Source organism: Veillonella sp. 6_1_27, assembly GCF_000163735.1.
GTDB classification, from domain to species: Bacteria; Bacillota; Negativicutes; order Veillonellales; family Veillonellaceae; genus Veillonella; species Veillonella parvula_A.
This window is the reverse complement of sequence record NZ_GG770216.1, coordinates 303,568-324,068: the sequence shown is the minus strand read 5'-3', so window position 1 is coordinate 324,068 and position 20,501 is coordinate 303,568. Positions and strand designations below refer to the sequence as shown.

15 protein-coding genes and 1 tRNA gene are annotated in these 20,501 nt (G+C 39.9%); 2 read left to right on the top strand and 14 right to left on the bottom strand.

Translation table 11 applies throughout. The features are described 5' to 3' along the window. The first annotated feature begins 267 nt into the window (after positions 1–267). Entirely contained in the window at positions 268–1,260 is a 993-nt protein-coding gene (locus HMPREF0874_RS05325; RefSeq protein WP_004694840.1) for a hypothetical protein, read from the top strand. Positions 1,261–1,422: 162 nt separating this feature from the next. On the opposite strand, the gene HMPREF0874_RS05320 is transcribed toward HMPREF0874_RS05325, so the two are convergent. Both HMPREF0874_RS05320 and HMPREF0874_RS05315 read right to left on the bottom strand, forming a co-directional pair. Next, positions 1,423–1,971, bottom strand: a complete 549-nt coding sequence (locus HMPREF0874_RS05320) for a GDSL-type esterase/lipase family protein (protein ID WP_008602190.1) — start codon at positions 1,969–1,971, stop codon at positions 1,423–1,425. A gap of 148 nt (positions 1,972–2,119) precedes the next feature. Beyond that, positions 2,120–3,346, bottom strand: a complete 1,227-nt coding sequence (locus tag HMPREF0874_RS05315; RefSeq protein WP_008602189.1) for an MFS transporter — start codon at positions 3,344–3,346, stop codon at positions 2,120–2,122. A 244-nt stretch (positions 3,347–3,590) separates the two neighbouring features. Here HMPREF0874_RS05315 and dinD point away from each other — a divergent pair, with 244 nt between their 5' ends. Continuing rightward, complete coding sequence (gene dinD, locus HMPREF0874_RS05310; protein WP_008602187.1) at positions 3,591–4,436, top strand: DNA damage-inducible protein D; 846 nt, start codon at positions 3,591–3,593, stop codon at positions 4,434–4,436. A gap of 294 nt (positions 4,437–4,730) precedes the next feature. Here dinD and HMPREF0874_RS05305 read toward each other — a convergent pair. From HMPREF0874_RS05305 to HMPREF0874_RS05250, 12 genes are all read right to left on the bottom strand, one after another. Beyond that, positions 4,731–4,819, bottom strand: a tRNA-Ser gene (locus HMPREF0874_RS05305). A gap of 139 nt (positions 4,820–4,958) precedes the next feature. Next, complete coding sequence (locus tag HMPREF0874_RS05300) at positions 4,959–5,912, bottom strand: magnesium transporter CorA family protein (protein ID WP_008602185.1); 954 nt, start codon at positions 5,910–5,912, stop codon at positions 4,959–4,961. 465 nt (positions 5,913–6,377) lie between these two features. After that, positions 6,378–8,507 carry a cation-translocating P-type ATPase gene (locus HMPREF0874_RS05295; protein WP_008602183.1) on the bottom strand — a complete coding sequence of 710 codons (2,130 nt, stop codon included), beginning with the start codon at positions 8,505–8,507 and terminating at the stop codon, positions 6,378–6,380. Between the two features lie 255 nt (positions 8,508–8,762). After that, positions 8,763–10,295 carry a glycine betaine ABC transporter substrate-binding protein gene (locus tag HMPREF0874_RS05290; protein WP_039965208.1) on the bottom strand — a complete coding sequence of 511 codons (1,533 nt, stop codon included), beginning with the start codon at positions 10,293–10,295 and terminating at the stop codon, positions 8,763–8,765. Between the two features lie 177 nt (positions 10,296–10,472). Beyond that, a complete protein-coding gene (locus tag HMPREF0874_RS05285) occupies positions 10,473–10,799 on the bottom strand; it encodes a YolD-like family protein (RefSeq protein ID WP_008602179.1) in 327 nt (108 codons plus the stop codon). Positions 10,800–10,855: 56 nt separating this feature from the next. Then, entirely contained in the window at positions 10,856–12,139 is a 1,284-nt protein-coding gene (locus HMPREF0874_RS05280; RefSeq protein ID WP_039965207.1) for a DNA repair protein, read from the bottom strand. A gap of 195 nt (positions 12,140–12,334) precedes the next feature. Next, positions 12,335–12,802, bottom strand: coding sequence for a hypothetical protein (locus tag HMPREF0874_RS05275; RefSeq protein WP_008602176.1), 468 nt, complete (start codon positions 12,800–12,802; stop codon positions 12,335–12,337). 214 nt (positions 12,803–13,016) lie between these two features. Further along, positions 13,017–14,375: a replicative DNA helicase gene (gene dnaB / locus HMPREF0874_RS05270; protein ID WP_008602175.1), complete on the bottom strand. Its 1,359-nt coding sequence runs from the start codon at positions 14,373–14,375 to the stop codon at positions 13,017–13,019. Between the two features lie 69 nt (positions 14,376–14,444). Continuing rightward, positions 14,445–14,891: a 50S ribosomal protein L9 gene (gene rplI / locus HMPREF0874_RS05265; RefSeq protein ID WP_008602173.1), complete on the bottom strand. Its 447-nt coding sequence runs from the start codon at positions 14,889–14,891 to the stop codon at positions 14,445–14,447. Next, positions 14,888–16,915: a DHH family phosphoesterase gene (locus HMPREF0874_RS05260; RefSeq protein WP_008602171.1), complete on the bottom strand. Its 2,028-nt coding sequence runs from the start codon at positions 16,913–16,915 to the stop codon at positions 14,888–14,890. The genes rplI and HMPREF0874_RS05260 overlap by 4 nt, the downstream gene beginning before the upstream one ends. Before the next feature lie 16 nt (positions 16,916–16,931). Next, the gene (locus HMPREF0874_RS05255) at positions 16,932–17,891 is read right to left on the bottom strand and encodes a DUF2232 domain-containing protein (RefSeq protein ID WP_008602170.1); all 960 of its coding nucleotides are present in this window, start codon (positions 17,889–17,891) and stop codon (positions 16,932–16,934) included. Between the two features lie 193 nt (positions 17,892–18,084). Beyond that, positions 18,085–20,253 carry a ribonuclease J gene (locus HMPREF0874_RS05250; protein WP_083791382.1) on the bottom strand — a complete coding sequence of 723 codons (2,169 nt, stop codon included), beginning with the start codon at positions 20,251–20,253 and terminating at the stop codon, positions 18,085–18,087. Positions 20,254–20,501 lie beyond the last annotated feature (248 nt).

The window sequence follows — 20,501 nt, the reverse complement described above, 5'->3', positions numbered from 1 at the left end:
TAGCACTACACAAATTAATTGTAGCACTATACAAATTAGATATAGCATCAAACGAAATTTTTCGATATAATAAATTACTATACTGATTATTATTATATAGTAATATGACATTCTATGGCTAATTGTACAATATTTGACTCATCTGATTATATTTATTTATAATTAAGATAATATTTTATATTTTATTTACAATTAGCATGAATTCCTATATAATACAAGTTAGTATCTGTGTTATTTGTAAAATCATGTATTTAGGAGTAAATTATTATGAACAAAAAACATTTAGCAACTGCTTTTGCAGTGTTTGCAGCGACAACGATGTCTTTCTCTGCTTTTGCTGCAACTATCGATGCTAATGCACGCGCTTATGAACGTGCTTCAGCAGAGCAATATTCTTATCCTGCACCACAAGCGGCTACGCCAGCTTACCAAACTAGTTATGCTACAAGTGCACCGCGCCCTGGTTACAAACCATTGCCGGCAGTGCCTTATACAGCAGGCGATATGGCTCAACAAATGCCTGTATCTAAAGAATTAGGCGATCCAATCTTTGTGGCACCTCAAACAACAGCTGTAGGTCTTCAAATCATGGATCCTATCCCTACTGAAGCCCAACCGGTATACCAAGAAACTGTAAACTCCGTAACAGCTAATGGCAACGGCAGCTCCTACGTTTCTCGCTACAAAGCTAACCAATTGAATGCGTTTGACTTATTGTTAAATGGCAAAACTTACACTTATGACTTGCCTGCATACACTAATGGCTACCAAGTGAAAACTGCTAGCTCTTACAACCGTGCTGGCAACGGTGTTGCGAATGTATTCTCTACAAACGTAATCACTGAAGCAGTTGTAAATAACAACTCTTTGCGCATCACTGTAAACATGACTCAACCAACAGCTGTAGCAGCTGCTAAATTGCGTTCTATGCAACAATCTGGTCAAGTAGCAAGTGGTGAAGTAGCTGCATTGTTTGCTTACAATGAAAGCTATGATGGTGTAAAACAAGCAGCTCATTATGATATCTTCAACAACAACGGTCGTTACATCGTTGTTAAATCCGGTGCTGTAACTGTACCAAATGGTGCACAACACCCTTACGCAACTGCATTATTCGCAGTAACTGAAGACACTGTAGCAGCTGTAACCGTATCTGGCAACACTGCTGAAGCTTCTGATTTAGTAAAAGGCACTGCATACGCAATTGCACAATCTGCTAAGGTGTCCAATAACAAAGTATCTACTAAATCTAAAAAATAATTCGTTACAAATTTAATTTTATCTGGTGAAAGCCCCCAACTTTCGCTAGCACAAAAGACTATAAATCACTAACTCCCCCAATGAGGCAACTCATTAGGGGAGTTTTTATGTTCTTTATATTACGTTGTATTATAATCCCGTTCCAGTTCTATTATAGCTCCGTTATAATCGCGTAAAGACCTCTAATGCCTTATACGCCATTAATCGATAACCACGCTCGTTGGGATGAACCTCTCCGGCAAAGACAATTTGTCCAATTTGATCTGCTTCAAACAAGGTAGTATAGAAATCTATAACTTTAATATTATGCGCCTCTGCGTAAGCTTTTAGCTGTTCATTAACCTCTCGTACAACCAGATCCAATCCGTCCATATCGCTATCAATTTGAGTTTCTAAACCGATGATTACCGTCCCTTTTGTACTAGCAAGCTCAATAGCTTTCACCAAAGTCTTGTACACATAGGTACTATCTCGACCTTGTAAAATATCGTTAGTGCCACACATCAAGAAAATATGACGTGTTGGATCGGATACAGCAGTAACCGCCCAATTTTCAATATTATATATCATCCCCTGTACGGAGCAGCCATCTTCACCATAATTTGTAAAATTAACACCCTCTATGGATGCATCACAGATTTCGACCCAACCCCGTCCATAAGGCACATCATAGCCACGCGTAATGCTATCGCCAAAACAGATGATTTCCATTTACAGCCCTCCTGTACTATGACTCAATCATATAATAAAAGAACACCATACACAATATACATATTAATTACAAAAAGGACCCGTTTTGAACTGCCCTCCAATTAGATACAATTTTTAGAAAGGCAGTTCATTTACGGATCCTTTTATATTATTTAAGACGAATGAAGAACAATGCACATGCACCGATAATAGGCGCTATAGCGATAGACATCAAGGACATTTGGTAACTGCCCGTCATGACGAGGACATTGCCCAAGAGCAGTGGTGCCAAGAGAGCACCAATTTGGTTAAACAAATTTACAAAGCCTGCTGTTGTGCCGCGTAAATGAGGCGCTGCAGATTGAACTACAAGGGCATTGGTCAACGCACTATGCATAAAGGCACCTATACCGAGGATTGGACCTGTTACAAAGAGCATATTTGGATTTGCCGTACTTGCAAACAAGATTAAAGCTGGCGCAAATAAGAACATAACGAGCGCCGCTAAATGGTTCTTCTTAATTGGCAAAATATCAGATAAAATACCGATCGTTGGTTTTGCAATTAGCGCAGCCGTACCGAACACGCTCATGACTTGGCCTGCATAGATAGCCGTTACACCTAATTGTTTAACCATGTACAAGTTCGCCCATTGCGTTACGCCCCAAGTCGTACCTGTTGCGAAGAAGCCAGCAATCGCTAAGCAACGAATATTGCGGTTAGAAACGATGTGCTTCAAGTTTTCTACTAAAGACGTTTGTCCTACGCCAAGCTTAGCAGCCGCTTCAGAAGCCTCTGCCTCTCGTTGTGCGAGAACTTCTGCACTAGGCTTACGCACCGTGAAGTAACATAACACGAGTACTACCAATGGCAAGATTGCTGTAGCAAGGAATGCAGTTTGCCAACCGTAATGTGTAGCCACATACGGTGCGTAAAGGTTTACCGTAGTAATACCAAAGGAAGTACAACTCATGAAGATACCTACGGCCGCACCGCGTTGGTTCGGACCGAAGTGATCGCCGATAGCACTCAAGCAAGAAGCTTGTACAGGGCCAGACATAACACCTAGCAAGAAGCGCAAGCCCCAAGCCATGTTATAGTCTGTAATGGTACTCATCAAAGCCGTTACAGCAGCCATACCAATCAAACTAAACAAGATAGTACGTCTATAACCGATTTTATCGGCTAAGATGCCACCTGGTAATACCGTTAACGCATACCCAAAGTAAAAGGCCGAAATGTGTTGAGCCCCCATCTTAGCTGTAAAATGCAACGCCTCATTGAGGATAGGCATAACAGATGCCCAAGACAAGCGCATAACAAAGCTCAACAAGAACGTGAGCCACACGCTAGCGAGAATTAAAATCTGAGTTCGCGAGAAACTAAGTCGATTCATACGAGCTCCTTTCTACAGAATATCTAATAAATATATCGATAGCATATCATAAGTGAGTAAAGATTGGCTACATAAAACTATTCTCTCTATCGTCAATTCTCATTTACTTTCACCTATGCTATACTGAAAGCAATGAAGAGTCTTTGTTATTAATATTCATAGTATAATTTAGTATCTCCAGCAATATAACTATAGATGCTAAAAATATTACTAATCTGTAATTACCCGCATAGGAGATTGTATTATGTTTTTCTTTAATGATATTCAGCCCATAGGCAATAGTACTGAAAACTCTTTCGACTCTATCAAACAAATTGATGCTAATGGAAATGAATTTTGGTATGCACGAGATTTACAAGCTATTTTAGAATATACAAAATGGGATAACTTCTTAAATGTTATTGAAAAAGCCAAAATAGCTTGTCAAAATAGCGAATTATCTATTTCCGACCATTTTGCCGACGTCGGGAAAATGGTACATGTTGGGGTTGCTAATAGAGAGATACAAGATATTGTATTATCTAGATATGCTTGTTACCTGATAGCGATGAATGGCGATTCCAAAAAATCGGTTATCGCACAGGCCCAAACCTATTTTGCAGTTAAAACTCATGAACGTGAAATGCAAGAACAATTTATATCCTTGTCCGAGGATGAACGTCGATTACTAATCAGGCAAGATATAAAGGAACATAATACAGCATTATCAGAAGCAGCCAATAATGCAGGAGTTGAAACACCTCAAGACTTTGCTAAATTCCATAACTCAGGCTATCAAGGTTTATATGGTGGCTTAGGTAACAAGGAAATCCATAAGCGAAAAGGGCTGAAACCTTCACAAAAAATATTAGATCATATGGGAAGTGAGGAATTAGCGGCCAATTTGTTTAGATTGACACAAACAGAAGGCAAATTACGTCGCGATAATATTCAAGGCAAAGAAAATGCAAACATAGCGCATCGAGAAGTCGGTGCAAAAGTGCGTCAAACAATTAAAGAATTAGGTGGTACTATGCCTGAAGACCTACCTACTCCACCAAAAAGTATTAAACAATTAGAAAAAGAACAGAAAAAGTTAGAAAAAAAATAATCTCTTCCTCCATACAATTGCCATTAAAGACATTTGGTAACTTTGTTCAAGATAAGTTAGATTTTGACAGTACATTTTAGTGTTAGTTTATAGAATATAAATAAAATGCCCCCATTACATACTGCATGGAATGGGGGCAAATTATTTTATTCTTTTGGTGGCAAAATGGTGGTAAAATTGCGTTATAATTCGTTATAATTTCAATTCTATAATACCATTATAAACCTTTATTCTTACTATGTTTGTTATAGTTTGTTACGATTTGTTGTAATCTGTGATAATTGTATGTATTGGTGGCGGAGAGGGTGGGATTCGAACCCACGGCCCCTTGCGGAGTCACTGGTTTTCAAGACCAGCTCCTTAAACCACTCGGACACCTCTCCATAACGATACTATTATATCAGATTGGTCCAATAATAAGCAATAACGTAATAGTTAATCAAGCAAGAAAGCTGGCTCATAGCCAGCTTTTTTCATGTATAGTTAGTGTTGAATCAAACTTTCAACTATTGCTCCAGCATCTTAGAACAAGTCTTTTTTCCACATACCAAAGATGGCAATGGCAGAGCAAATAACAGAAATAACGACAACTTTCACAAAGCCGTCTGGATCATCTTGGAACGGCAAGTGCACGTTTGTCCCCCACAAACTGAATATGATGGTTGGCACGGCCATTGTAATGGTAAGGGTCGCCAACATTTTCATAACCATATTGAGGTTATTAGAGATGATAGATGTGAAGGCGTTCATCATGTTCATCAAGATATTGGAATACATTTCAACCATCTCGATGGCCTGTTTATTCTCGATGATAACGTCCTCTAGTAAGTCCTCATCCTCTTCATACATCTTGAGCAAATGTCTATACGTGCTGTGTCCACGCAAGCGCAATAGACGTTCCATAACGGTACCATTCGTGCGCAACGCAGAGGTAAAGTACGTCATGGATTTCTGTAATTCCAACAATTGGAAGAAGTCTTTGTTCTTTGTTGTATGACGCAATTGGATTTCAATGTCATCTGTACGGCGATTGATTTGTTGCAAGTAGCGCAAGAACAATGTTGCTGTACGATACAAGATTTGGAACAAAAACCGCGTCTTTTTATACGTATAGAACGTAGACAGTTGGTTTGAAATGAACGGATACAACACCTCGGATTCTTCAAGACATACGGTAATAAAGAAGTCAGGTGTCAAAAAGATACCAAGTGGCACCGTATCGTACATATCATTACCACGAATCGCAGGAATGTTGATAACCACGAAAATATAGTTGTCCTCTAACTCCACGTGAGAACGTTCTTCCATATCGAGGGCAGTCTTTAAAACGTCCGTTGGAATTTCCGTCAAAATGTTGATGAGGGACAACTCATCGGGGTCTGGGTTCACCAAATTTACCCAAGAACCTTTTGTGGCATCTGATACAGTGCAGTCTGAAACCAACTCTTCTTCTATGTGTTTGTACACCGTGATCATGCTATCCCTCCTTCCAACGAACATATAGTAATCATCTAATAAATTATATACTATTTTATAGCTATTATTCAATTCAATTGTGAAAGTTTTGTTTATGTAGTACATACATAAATCGCTTTATGTCTATTAAGAATGTACAATTGTATATGTTAAAAGCATCTTAAAACTATCCTTATATCAAATCTAGCGAATAGATAGATTAATAAGGCTGCTAAACTAAAAAATCCACCAAAAGATTAGACCACTAAAACTTACAGTGAGTAAGTATGCAAACAAATAATTAGCAATATATCATTAGGTTAAAGCTTATAAAAATAACCTCTATACTGGCTTGTCGCTAATATAGAGGTTATTTATTTTGACTCTAACCTTTTAGATTAGATATCTTATATTATATGCTTTATATGCTTTGTATCCTATAGCTTATATATTCCTATATAAATCTATACGATTACTGTCGCCAAATTAACGGCGCAAGATACGAATAGAGTTCAAAATACAAAGAATGGATACGCCAGTATCACCGAATACCGCCCACCACATGGATGCATAGCCCATAAGGCCTAGCGCCATGATAAGAATTTTAACAGCAATAGCGAATACTACATTTTGCCAAGCAACGCGCAATGTTGCTTTGGACAAGTCTAGGATATGTGCAATGGCAGTCAAGGATGGACGCATAAATACAACGTCTGCCGCTTCGATAGCCGCATCAGCACCGCTACCCATCGCGCCACCTACATCAGCACCAGCAAGCACTGGTGCATCGTTGATGCCGTCGCCTACGAACATAGTTGGACCATATTCAGAGCGAATATCTTGTACAACGGACAATTTATCTTGTGGCAACAATTGAGCACGAACGGCACTTACGCCAGTTTCTTTGGCAATATAATTAGCACTTGCTTCAGCATCACCTGTAAGCATAACAGTTTTAATATCTTGACCATTAAGATTAGCAATCGCTTCAGCAGAGTCTGGGCGAGCTTCATCGGCGATGATGATACGACCTAAGTATGTATTACCTTCTGCGACAAGAACTTCTGTGCCATATTCAGCAGCTTCTGTTGGATAGCCTTGCACATTATAGCGTTCCATAAGACGACGGTTACCAATAAGTACTTGTTGACCATCTGCCATACCTACCATACCTTCACCAGCTAACTCTTGAACGAAATCAGAAGGTTCCACTGTAAGGCCTTGATCTTTTGCTTCAGACACGATGCTTGTTGCGATTGGATGTGTAGAAACGGCTTCGATAGCTGCCGCCATGGATAGCAATTGAGCATTGCTCACATGGGAGCCTACAGTTTCTACGTTTTGTACTTTAAATTCACCAGATGTGATGGTACCAGTTTTGTCGAGAGCTACTGCTTTCACATTAGCCAAAGCCTCGATAACACGACCACCTTTAAGCAAAATACCATTTTTAGAAGCATTGCCGATACCGGAGAAGAATGCGAGTGGCACACTAAGTACCAATGCACATGGACAGGAAATAACGAGGAATGTTAAAGCTGTGTAGATCCATTTATGCCATTCACCAGTAATAAGGGATGGGATGATAGCTACAGCCAATGCAAGAGCTACAACGATTGGTGTGTATACGCGAGCAAAACGCGTAATGAAACGGTCGATTTTAGGTTTAGAGGATGCTGCATTTTCCACGGCATCAAGAATTTTAGTAACCATGGATTCTTCAAGAACCTTATCTACACGCATTGTAATGCGACCAGATTCGTTGATACAACCAGACATAAGTTGAGTGCCAGGTACGGCGCGAACAGGTACAGGTTCACCTGTTACAGGTGCTGTATTAACGCGTGTTTCACCTTCAAGCACTGTGCCGTCTAGAGGAATTAAATCGCCAGGACGAACTTCGATAGTCCAGCCTACTTCAACCTTTTCAGGAGCCATAACTACGATTTCACCACCGCAGTCTGTATCTACAACCCGCACCTCTTGAGGACGCATATCGACAGCGTTCATGATTTCTGTACGACTACGATCAGTTGCTTTTTCTTCGAAGAACTCACCAATACGGTAGAACAAGATAACACCTACGGCCTCAGGTAATGCATCGATAGCAATAGCACCCAATGTAGCGATAGACATCAAGAAGTTTTCATCAAATACTTCACCTTTTAGGATATTACGACCTGCGATGCGCAATACTGGGAACGCAAGAAGAATATACGCAACATAGTAAATTGGAGTCTCAATACTCTCTGGCAAGCTGATGGATGGGACAAAGGATGACAAAACTTCATAAAGCATGAATAACAAGCCTGCTACGATGACTGCAATTGTTACAGCATCACTACCACGATCCTGGTCAGGACCATGATCATCCATAGCCGCTTTAGATTTACGTTCATAATCTGCTACTGTAACGCCTTCTTCGATGGCATCACAAATCTCTTGAATATCACGTTTAAGAGCTTCGCGGTCTTCCCAAGAGCCGGTTAATTTTAATTGATGTGTAGCAAGTGTGAAATTGGCAGTCTCTACCACATCCATTTTACGGATACGATCTTCAATTTTTGCTGCGCAGTTCGGACAGTTCAAATCCTTCAATAACAATGTTTCTTCCATGATATCTCCTTTGATAATAGTGAAAGCTTCTATCCTGTATTATAAGTTAATTTATTGTCTATTTCTAATACTTATTAGACATATCTTGTTTCATATCTTGTTATATATGTTCCTAAACATTATTCATCAGATATTTTTATTTATATGAATATCTGTTCATATGTTTATATTACATCGAAGGAAATTAAATGTCAATACAAAATCATATTCAATATATATCAAATTTTATTTACTTTAGTTCTAACTATATTCACCTTATATCAAATTTCGTTCTACCAGGAATTTATGTGCTACATCAGCTGGCAGTTGATGTTCCGTTTCAACGGCGTAATTCATCTTCGCCATCTCTTGATCTGTAATCGTATGATTTAAACTTTCTAATACAGGCCGCAGTTCAGGATGAGCAATCAACACTTCGCTACGTACGACATTACCAGCCATATAGGATGGATATAAATGTTTATCATCTTGTAACACCGTAATCGGTGCAATACTTAATTGACCATCAGTCGTGAATATCGGCATTGCATCCACCTCTCCACGACTAATAGCCGTATATTTTAGACCTATATCCATATCTTTAGTCGCTTTAAAGCTCATGCCATACACCCGTTGTAATCCAGGATAGCCATCCTCACGGCCAAAGAAATCATATTCCCCTCCTAATGTTAGGGATGGTGCTATACGAGCAAGATCAGAATACGTTTTTACGCCATAACTCTGAGCGATTTCATTACGCACCCCTATGCCATAGGTATTATTAAAGCCGTACATGCCGACCCACTCAAAATTATATTTCTCTTTATAAGCCTGTGAAAGCTCATTAAATAAGCTTTCATCATAAGCATCTGTACGTTTTAACACAGCAGACCAAGCCGTCCCCGTATATTCAGGATATATATCAAATTGGCCGGAAAGCATAGCTGGTTGAATATTTGATGTACCACCACCTACACCTTCTGTAACCTCTACGGTTAGATCAGTCTTCTTCTCGATTAATTCTTTTAAAACATTCCCCAAAATAAGCTGTTCCGTCATAGGTTTCGTTGCAATATGAATAACATCGGTCTTCACATGACGGCAATACATGGCCCAGCCACCTATACCCATCGCAATTATCGTCATAATCGAAACAAATATAATCGTATAACGCTTCATATGGGGGCTAATATGCGTTACTCTTTCACCTAAAGAAAAGAGCGCATCAACAGTAATGGCTAATAGTGCAATCAGTAAACTACCGGCAATCGTCAATGCACTTTGATTCGTTGTAATCCCCCTATAAATCGCCACACCTAAGCCACCAGCACCAATGAAGGATGCAATACCTGTCAAGGCAATGGTCATAACGAGCATGGTCCGTATACCAGCCATAATCGTCGGCATAGCCAAGGGAATCTCTATATTCCACAAACGTTGAATCCGCGTGAGTCCTAATGCAATCCCCGCTTCACACATGGCTTGATCAATCTGGTTAAGACCAGTAAATGTATTTCGTACCATTGGTAATAAAGCATATATAACCAATGCAATAATAGCCGTCGTATTACCAACACCCGATACATACAACAAAAGGCCTAACATCGATATAGATGGAATCGTATATAGGAAATTAACCCCTACCATAACTGGCGTAGCTAGCCGTTTATATTCATATATAAATACACCCAATAATCCCCCGATGATGATAGCAATAACAGAAGCTAATACTGAAATTTCTATATGCTCCCATAACAACTGGAGAAAAAAATCATAGCGATTGATAAGTAATGATATGACATCATGCATTACATACACCGCCTTTCTAAGTTAAGAAATAAAAAACTATATAGGTATACTACAGCTAACCAAATTCAAACATTTATCATCAAGCTATATTAACCCATAATATCATTGTATACCTAATTATGCCTTAACTCTAGTCTATTTACCATACACAACAAAAGCCGTTATTTATATTTATATTTACATATCATACATGTTCAGCTCTTTAATATGTCTGAAAGGAATAACAGTCCCTTGTACAGATAGAATTTGTAATTGCTCACTAATCATATCAACAGCACCTATAAGTTCCGTATATTTTTGTTTGTTATAGTAAACAATTCGCACCCACTCCCCACAACGTACAGATTGTAAAACTGTATTTAACTCATCTATTTGATCCTCTGACAACTCTGCCCGATCTTCTTTTGGCCTTGCTACAGCGGTTAATAAAGTTTCAAAACCCCTCAATGCCGCAAAGGGCATAAATTGTTTTGCTCGCTGTAACCGAGACATGCGATGTTTCATTAATTTATACCTCCCTTTACGCGACTAATGTATTTCCAATGTATCCATTATAATATCTATTCCCCATTGTGCCCGCCTACTAAAGTATTTCTAAAGCGCATGGTCCCTTCCTCTTGCAAGCTAGAAGCGCGTAGAATAGAATTTTTACCGAACTGTTCCTTGATGGATAGCATTGCTTCTTGTACCTGCCTCTCCTTTTCCTCTGTATTTGTAGTAAGAGTACTAAATAAGTCCACCTCTTGAGGTATGGCGGATCGATTGACTAAATCCTCAAAGCTGATTCCTATGCGACGGATGAGCTCATTTTTATGGCAATGCTGCTCATATAGTTTAATAACTGCAGCCGTCAACGTTTGTAGAGAATCTGTGTACTGCTTAAGCTTTTTAGAACCCCCTGTAGAGCGCATCATTTCATCAGCATAGCCGATATGCATATGAATGTGATTTGTGACCCCTTTGATTTGTAAAAGCTCTAACACCAAGGACTCTACCATTTCGCGCATAGGCACGTATGCCTCTTCATAGGTATAATTACGCAACAAAATCTGACTGTGCGAGATAGAGTGCTTAATAGGTCGATATGCATGGATATCCGCAATCGTACAAGGCTCACGGCCCCAAGCATGATCGATTATGAGCTCTGCATTAATGCCAAACTCCTTGTACAACTTCGCCTCTGGAATCATAGTAATACCATGTAAGTCATAAGCACCATACTTATGCAAACGACTAGCTATGCCCTTACCAATCTGCCATATATCGGTCAAGGGCTGATGATACCAGATTGTCTCTTTAAAAAGGCTTTCATCAAGATAGCCTATAAAATCAGACGCATGTTTCGCCAAAATATCAAGGGCAATCTTAGCAAGAAACAAATTTGTTCCGATTCCAACGGTGGCATAAATCTTCGTTGCCGCTAGCACCGCATCAAGCAACATCTGCGCCAACTGACGAGGCGTCTTTTTATATAATGGCAAATAGGGCGTGATATCGATGAAATACTCATCAATAGAGTACACATGCACATCTTCGGGCGCCACATACTTGAGCAAGGTTCCATAAATCTCAGCAGACACCTGCATATACCGCTTCATATGTGGCTTCACCGTCAAATACTCAATATGCGGTGGAATCTGAAATAATCGACTGCGATTTTTAACACCTAACTTTTTTAAGGCAGGAGAAATAGCCAATGTAATAGCACCCTTGCCACGAGAACCATCGGCCACCACCAGAGGTGTTGTAAACGGATCCAGTCCCAAATCGGCGCATTCTACAGACGCGTAAAAACACTTCAAATCAATGCACATATACAGCCGATCCGTATCAGCTGAACCCATACAAACACCTCCCTAAACCGCTAAAAAACTGGCTTTTACAAAAATTAAGAACACAAGAATTTGTATGACTAGTATAACAAAAAAACAAAGTATTTTCAAACATATGTTTGTTATTATAAAAGTAAATTTTAAGTATAAATAAAAAATCCCAAGCCTTAACTATATAGTTAGGACTCAGGATAAAATATATCTATTTTAAAGAGAAAAACGAACACCTTGTGATTTAAACCTTTTTGGATTTTCCACTAGCTGCTTATAAATATCAAGCGCCTTTGATGTTTCTAAACTTTTAATCGGTTGTAAGATCATCTTATTGCCGTAATACTGCTGCTGTAACTCATTAAACTTATTTATACTTTCGATATCTTGTGGATTTAAATAATATACATGAATGATATTATTCTTCTGGTTGATGGTCAAATAAATATTATCTCCTATCGCATAAATTTCATCATCAATAATAATCATAGAGCTACCTTTATTAATAAGATATACATTATATGCTTTATCAAAAATAGTGTTATGTCTACTCTCTACTACATATCGATATTGCAAATCATGAAATAACCATCCTCCACCGATGAAAAAAAATAAACCAAATATAACTAATAATCCACTTGATAATTGTAGTAAACTCCTAAAAAACTCAGCTATTACTTTCATAATTTCTCTTTCCCAACAATACAATGAAAACTATCTAGTTCAATTATATATTGATGGGACTTATTTTGCTAACGTAATACAAAAAGAGCACCACCTATCGAGGGGCGACTTACGTGTCGTTTGGAGCCACGAGATAGGTGGTGCTTTTTTGTAACTAAGTTGTCGAAATAAAATTGGGCCCCATCAATATATAAGAACTAACTAATAGTTTTTATTATTGTTCCGGCCCTAGGTCTCGGAATTCTACGTCTCTAAATTGTGTTAATTCCCCAACGAATTGGAGTTCCACGGTACCGACGGAACCGTTACGGTTTTTACGAATGAGGACTTCTGCATTGTCCCCTTTTTCAGAGTTTTCATCGTAATATTTATCACGGTACAAGAAGATAACGATATCCGCATCTTGCTCGAGGGAACCAGATTCACGAAGGTCCGAAAGTACAGGCCGTTTGTCTGGTCTGCTTTCAACACTACGAGATAACTGAGACAAAGCGATAACCGGTACGTTAAATTCACGAGCAATCAGTTTAAGATTACGAGAGATTTCGGACACCTCTTGTTGACGATTTTCACTGCCCTTACCAGAATTTCGACCTTGCATCAACTGAATATAATCGACGATAACGAGATCGAGGCCATGTTCTACCTTGAGACGGCGCAATTTAGAGCGCATATCTTGTACGGTAAGGCCCGGCGTATCATCGATAAAGAGCTTGGATTTACTCATGCGGTCCGCTGCGGCAATAACCTTTTCCCAGTCAGCAGGATCCATGTTCGCACGGCGCAATTTTTCAGAGCTCACACCTGCCACGGAGGACAAAATACGACCAACGAGCTGTTCCTTGCCCATTTCCAGGGAAAAGAACGCCACCGTCTTGTCGTACAACATCGTTACGTTTTGAGCGATGTTCAAGGTGAAAGCTGTTTTCCCCATCGCAGGACGAGCCGCTACGAGGATGAGGTCAGATTTTTGTAAACCGTTGAAAATGTGGTCCACATCTTTAAAGCCTGTTGGCACGCCTGTAATAGCACCATCATGCTGTTGCAGTGCATTGAGTTTATCTAGATTAGATAAAACCACTTCACCAATGACCGCAAAGGATGACTCAGATTGAGTTTGACCACTTACGTCTAGTATCATTTGCTCCGCCTTGTTGAGGATAGCCGTCGGCTCATCTTCACCAGAGTACGTCATACCTACGATTTTATTCCCTGCATCGATGAGGCGGCGCAACTGAGCTTTCTCGCTGATGATTTTCGCATGTTCCTCCACATTGTAGGAAACCGATTCATTCGCAAGAGATGTAATATAAGCAAGACCACCTACCGCATCAAGGCGCTTACGACGGTCTAGTTCTTCACCAACGGTGATAAAATCAGCCGTCTTATTGGCATGCACGATTTCTAAAATAGCATCGTAAATAATACGATGTGCATCGCGGTAAAAATCTTCAGATTTAAGAATACTCGTCACCGTATCTACAACGGCTCCCATATTGGATCCATTAGTTAATAAAGCCCCCAAAACGGCCTTTTCCGCATCTAGATTATGCGGTGGAATGCGTACATCCATGATAATCCCCTTCATACAACCACTATGGATAAAAGAATTCACCATACTCAAAGAGCATGGTGAATACTATTATTCGGCTACTACATTAACCTTGATAGTACTTGTAATTTCAGGATGAACACGAACTAGTACGTCATGTACGCCCAATGTTTTCAATGGTTCTTTAATTTCAATTTTCTTTTTATCAATATCTACTTTATATTGAGCTTTAGCAGCATCGGAAATATCTTTAGCAGTAACGGATCCGAATACACGGCCTTCTTCGCCCATGCGAACTTTTACAGTTACTTCAATCTTAGTCAATTGAGCTGCCAAGATCTTAGCTTCGTCATTTGCAACGGCTTTATTATGAGCAATGGATTCTTGTTTTTGTTTCGCATTATTTACGTTAGTTGCTGTACCTTCAAGGCCGAGGCCTTTTTTGATCAATACATTGCGACCATATGCATCGCTAACTTCAACGATTTCGCCTTTTTTACCAACTTTTTTAACGTCTTCTAGCAATACTACTTTCATTGTTGTTCCTCCTCTTGTTCTGCGGAATGAAGCGCATCAAGAGCATGCTCCAAGATGGCCTGCTTTGCTTCCTCTACGGTCATACCTTGTAATTGAGCACCCGCCACAGTTCTGTGACCGCCACCACCCAAGGCTTCCATTACAACTTGTACGTTTACCTTGCCTTTGGATCGAGCGCTGACGCCGATACCGCCGTCATTCAAGGAATATAGTACAAAAGCTGCTTCAATATCTTCATTACTAATGAGCATGTCCGCACTTTGTGCAGCCAACGCCATCATATCCTTCAAACCTTCAGGCGCTACGGAAATAGCAATCCCTTCAGTACGACTTGCTTCAAATACCATTTTAGCACGCAATTGGATAGAATCGAAGGTTTCAATAAATAATTGTTTAACTCTGTCGATATCCGCTCCTGCACGGCGCAAGAATGCTGCTGCCTCGAAGGTACGCGCACCAGTTTGTTGGATAAAGTTCTTTGTATCTAATACGATACCTGCATAGATACCTGTGGCTTCCGCTTTTGAAAGCTTCACAGGAACGCCTGCATATTGTACAAGCTCTGTTACGAGTTCAGATGTGGACGATGCAGTTGGTTCCAAATAGGTAAGCAATGGATTTTCCACAAAGTCTGCTGCACGACGGTGATGGTCGATAACAATACGTCGTTCAGAAATTTCAAGCGCCTCTTGAGCCGCTACCATTTCTTGACGGTGCGTATCACACACAACAGTGAGCGTATTCGCATCTACCCATACTCTTGCAGCTTCTGCAGTAATAATATTCTCTTGCCAGAACTCTGACTCGTTAAGAACATTCACCATTTTATCAATGGCGCTAGTTTCTTTTGAAAGCGCAATGCGCACGTCTTTACCAAGTGCTCGAGCAATGGCAGCTACACCGATAATGCCACCTAAGGCATCATAGTCTTCGCGCTGGTGCCCCATGATAAGGATCTTATCAGAATCAATCATAAGCTCATGGATCGCTTGAGATACAACACGAGCACGAACGCGCGTATTCTTCTCAACGCCTGCCGTATTACCGCCAAAGAAGCGCGTACTTTCACCATCCATAATACACACTTGGTCACCACCGCGACCTAATGCAATATCTAAGGCTGCACGAGCACGGCCAGATACATCTTTCACAGAGCCTACATTTTCACTAATACCAATGGAAATCGTAGCTGGTACTTGACGAGGAGATGGTAATTTACGGATTCGTTCGAGCACTTTAAAACCATCTTCCTCCATCTCATGAAGCGCACCACGAGAAATGGCAAAGGTATACATATCATCTTGGAAGTTACGAATAAAACCTTCATAACGGTCAATTTCATCCATGATGATATTATTTATATCTGTCCAAATACTAGTATACTCACGATCACTGAGGCCTTTCGTCAATTCTTCAAGATTATCGATTTGAATCATGCCCCATACAGGCTGTCCCTCTTCCGCTTTAATACGGGCTTTTTCTAGGTCTGTAATGTCCTTGAAGTACAATGTCATCACTGCATGTTCCGCAAGTTCATCTTCACTATCAATATCTGATCGCGTATCCCGAGGATCGATAAATTTATAAATAATTTGGAAGTATCGATTTTCATATTTTTCCGTCATATATCCGGATTTACCCCAAATTTTATCGATACGGAAACCAGGTAACAACGCAGACATTTTTTGGAGCTTATTCCAGTCCACCTTAACCCAGTCAGCAAAAACACTGTTATTCCACACCAATGTACCTTGTTTATTAACAAGAACAATCCCCATTGGCAAATTTTGTAAAGCAAAGTTAGAAGCTTGTGTGACGTTTTTCATCATCGCACTAAACTGTTCTCTTGCTAAACGACGCCGGTTATGAAGGGTATTATAATTAAGCAAATACGCCGCTACTACAATGATTAATGCTAAAATCGCAATTGCCCAATTTAAATAGGCCAGCAATAATAACAATAATACGAGAACGGCAACAATGGTAATTTCTAAACCTTTCCATCTCCGTTGAAAGGATTTCATAACGGCCTCCTTTCTATTATGAGCTACGTTTTTCGAAACGTGCTCTCATATCTAAAAACATATCAAAAATACCATAGAAAACAAGACCATACGGACTCATTGTATATAAGAAGAAAAGAATTATAAATTGAAAGAATCCATTTACTCCATAGTTTTTCATAACTGCCATTAAACAGGTAATACCATTAACTAAGCAAATGAAAGCCCCCACAAAAGCAACATTCATTCCGATATCTTTAAGTAAACTATTATCATATCCAATATAGGATAAGCCATAAATAATAATAATCCCTATGGCTAGAACTCCAGCACCCCAAATCGGCATACGCCAAGTAGCCATGGGAGGTAATTCTCTATGAACTATATTAGTTCGACGACCAATATAAGATACTAACTTAGCCATGATATACGTTATGATAGAGCATGCACAGAACCATAATGACAACATCATACGTTCTGCTTGAGCAAATGAATAATTAAGTTGCTGAATCATCGTATCAATCTGTTCTTGCGGTGCTGATTGCTGTCGTATAGACTCAATCATAGCTTCTTTTAACTCATTATTTACATTTTGTCCTAAGCTAATAAAATCTACAGATGCAAAACTATTAGCAACCACTAATTGTAAGAGGCCCATACCAAGCAATACAGCAGCAGGCACTAATATTAACTTTCTAAAAGACCAGTTTGCTCTAAAAGCTTCCCCCAAAAATATACTAGGCAATGAATATACTAAAATGGTAGACATAGCAATTAATGGTCCAAGAAAGAGTGTTACTAATATAAAGGCTACTATTGAGGAAGTACAGCTATATCTACTACCCCAACGGATACCAATGATTGAAATACCTGCTGGAGCTACCATAGTTGCTAGAAAAGCTGAAAACGGCATGACTGCCCCAATTATAGTCAACATAGCAACAATGGTCGATATAAATGCAGTTTCCACCATCGCTCTTGTATTTGTTTTATTCATAAATCACCATTCTTACATAAGAAGATATATTAATTGGTATCTTTTAATTATAACAGTTTAAAAAGGTAACTTCAAATACCCCATATAGTAGACGAATACCATAGCAATGCTATTAATGGTAGTTTTTATTGCTCTTTTAAAATGTCAAAAGTACCACACCATGAGGTGCGGTACTTTTCTGTATTATATAAAATTATACGTCTTGAATAATTGGCAAGATCATAGGACGACGACGGGTTTTATCATAGAAGAATTTACCCAATGCGTCACGTACGTTTTGCTTAATGGTTGTCCAGTCTTTGATGCGTTGCATTTCACAATCTTCAAGAACTTGTTCTACGCGGCGCTCCGCAGCAAGCATGAGTTCTTCTGCGTCACGAACGTATACGAAGCCACGAGATACGAGGTCTGGACCAGCTACGATAGTACCAGACGCTTTGTCCATCGCCATAACAACGATAACCATACCTTCTTGTGCCAATTGTTGACGGTCGCGGATAACGATATTACCTACGTCACCAACGCCAAGGCCATCAACGAAGATAGCGCCAGCTTGTACGCGTCCACCTTTACGACCACCATCTTTATCAAATTCAAAGATTTGACCATTATCGCCGATAAGGACTTTCTTAGGATCTACGCCCATAGCCACACCAAGTTCACCATGACGACGCAACATACGGTACTCACCATGAACTGGGATAAAGTATTCTGGACGAACAAGGTTAAGCATTGTTTTAAGCTCTTCTTGGCTCGCATGACCAGATACGTGAATACCACGGTCTTTACCATATACCACATTACAACCTAAACGAAGTAAGTTATCGATAGTTCTACCTACAGCACCTTCGTTGCCTGGAATTGGTGTAGCGGAGATGATAACAGTATCATTCGGTGCCAATTCTACAGTGCGATGATTGCTTGTTGCCATACGGGACAAGCCTGCCATCGGTTCACCTTGAGAACCAGTCGTTAAGATCATGATTTGGTCATCTGTGTAGTTGTGCATTACATCTACATCGATGATTGTATTTGGTGGAATATTCAAGTATCCGCGTTCTTGGGCAATTTCTGTAACATTGACCATGCTGCGGCCCATAACTACAACCTTACGGTTGAACATAACCGCCGCATCAATAGCTTGTTGGATACGGGATACGTTGGATGCGAATGTTGCCAAAACAACGCGGCCTTTTGCTTCTCCAACAGCTTGTTTAATCGCAGGACCTACGGAACTTTCAGAACCAGTAGTACCTGGTTTTTCTACATTTGTAGAGTCCGATAATAGCGCTAATACGCCTTTGTTACCGAGCTCAGCAAATTTGTGCATATCCATCAAACGGCCATCAACTGGGGTTTGGTCAATTTTAAAGTCCCCTGTATGAAGAACCGTCCCGATTGGTGTATTAAAGTATACAGCGCAGGAGTCAGGAATGGAGTGATTTGTTTGGATGAAACCAACAGTCACTTGACCAATTTGAACTTCATCGCCGGCAGCAATCGTACGCAGACATTTTGGAGATACCTTATGTTCTTTAAACTTGCCTTCGATTAATCCACAAACGAGGTTTGTTGCGTATACTGGGCAACTAATTTCTTTCATAAGGTATGCCAAAGAACCGATATGATCCTCATGACCATGAGTAATTACGACAGCTTTCACGCGGTCTTTATTCTCGATGATATAGCTCATATCAGGAATAACGATATCTACGCCAAGCATATCTTCACTAGGGAATGCAAGCCCAGAGTCAAGAACGATGATTTCGTCCTCGTATTGGAAGATAGTCATATTTTTACCAATTTCACCAAGACCACCTAATGGAATGATTTGGAATTTTCCCTTGTTGGCGCCATTTGGTGTGCGACCGACTAATTCCACTTGTTCCTCTTGATTGTTCCAACCTGTAGAACGATTATTTGAGCGGTTATTATTGCGGTTCTGACCATTTTGACCATTGCGACCATTATTAGTACGCGTATTACGTGTATTTTCACCACGCGGTGCACGAGTTTGACGAGTTTTGCGTTCTTGACCTTCACCTTGTTCGGCATTGCGACGTGTATTTGTACGGCGAGTCGTATTAGTACGGCCACCATTCGCACTTGTGCGAGTATTTGTAGAACGGCGTTGGCGTGTTGCACCTTCACCTTCACCAGCTGTTTGTTGGCGCGTACGACCTTCGCCAGCAGGGCGGCGTGTATTTGTACGGCGACGCGTTTGTTTTTGCTCGCCTTCAGCCGCAGCTGTAAGAGTAGCAGTTTTTGCTACTGTTGGTTCTGCTTTCACTTGCGCAGTAACCTGATTATCTGTTGTATTCACAGTTCCTCCTAAAATTTTGTTCATTAATTTATTTAACATAGTTTTTCTCACCTATCACTTGAATTGATCTATGCCACGAGGAAATGTCACACAAAGAAAAAGGCGCTATTATACTAGCGTCTCGTCAAATGGGCGCAAAAATGCGCTATCAAATTTTGCCGTTCCTAGTTTGTGTGCCATTTGCCGTAGCAAATGAGTATAGTGCACTATCAGATGCTTCAACTGCAAGAGACTTCTATTTTTATCTCAATCCGATACGCAGTGCAATATAGTCCGATCTGTTTTGA

Bases quoted from the DNA above. Each gene is read 5' to 3' on its own strand.
- HMPREF0874_RS05290 (WP_039965208.1), bottom strand. From the start codon at position 10,295: ATGCATGATGTCATATCATTACTTATCAATCGCTATGATTTTTTTCTC.
- HMPREF0874_RS05260 (WP_008602171.1), bottom strand. From the start codon at position 16,915: ATGAAATCCTTTCAACGGAGATGGAAAGGTTTAGAAATTACCATTGTT.
- HMPREF0874_RS05280 (WP_039965207.1), bottom strand. From the start codon at position 12,139: ATGGGTTCAGCTGATACGGATCGGCTGTATATGTGCATTGATTTGAAG.
- rplI (WP_008602173.1), bottom strand. From the start codon at position 14,891: ATGAAAGTAGTATTGCTAGAAGACGTTAAAAAAGTTGGTAAAAAAGGC.
- HMPREF0874_RS05325 (WP_004694840.1), top strand. From the start codon at position 268: ATGAACAAAAAACATTTAGCAACTGCTTTTGCAGTGTTTGCAGCGACA.
- HMPREF0874_RS05250 (WP_083791382.1), bottom strand. From the start codon at position 20,253: ATGTTAAATAAATTAATGAACAAAATTTTAGGAGGAACTGTGAATACA.
- HMPREF0874_RS05275 (WP_008602176.1), bottom strand. From the start codon at position 12,802: ATGAAAGTAATAGCTGAGTTTTTTAGGAGTTTACTACAATTATCAAGT.
- HMPREF0874_RS05285 (WP_008602179.1), bottom strand. From the start codon at position 10,799: ATGAAACATCGCATGTCTCGGTTACAGCGAGCAAAACAATTTATGCCC.
- HMPREF0874_RS05295 (WP_008602183.1), bottom strand. From the start codon at position 8,507: ATGGAAGAAACATTGTTATTGAAGGATTTGAACTGTCCGAACTGCGCA.
- HMPREF0874_RS05315 (WP_008602189.1), bottom strand. From the start codon at position 3,346: ATGAATCGACTTAGTTTCTCGCGAACTCAGATTTTAATTCTCGCTAGC.
- HMPREF0874_RS05320 (WP_008602190.1), bottom strand. From the start codon at position 1,971: ATGGAAATCATCTGTTTTGGCGATAGCATTACGCGTGGCTATGATGTG.
- HMPREF0874_RS05300 (WP_008602185.1), bottom strand. From the start codon at position 5,912: ATGATCACGGTGTACAAACACATAGAAGAAGAGTTGGTTTCAGACTGC.
- dinD (WP_008602187.1), top strand. From the start codon at position 3,591: ATGTTTTTCTTTAATGATATTCAGCCCATAGGCAATAGTACTGAAAAC.
- HMPREF0874_RS05255 (WP_008602170.1), bottom strand. From the start codon at position 17,891: ATGAATAAAACAAATACAAGAGCGATGGTGGAAACTGCATTTATATCG.
- dnaB (WP_008602175.1), bottom strand. From the start codon at position 14,375: ATGGATGTACGCATTCCACCGCATAATCTAGATGCGGAAAAGGCCGTT.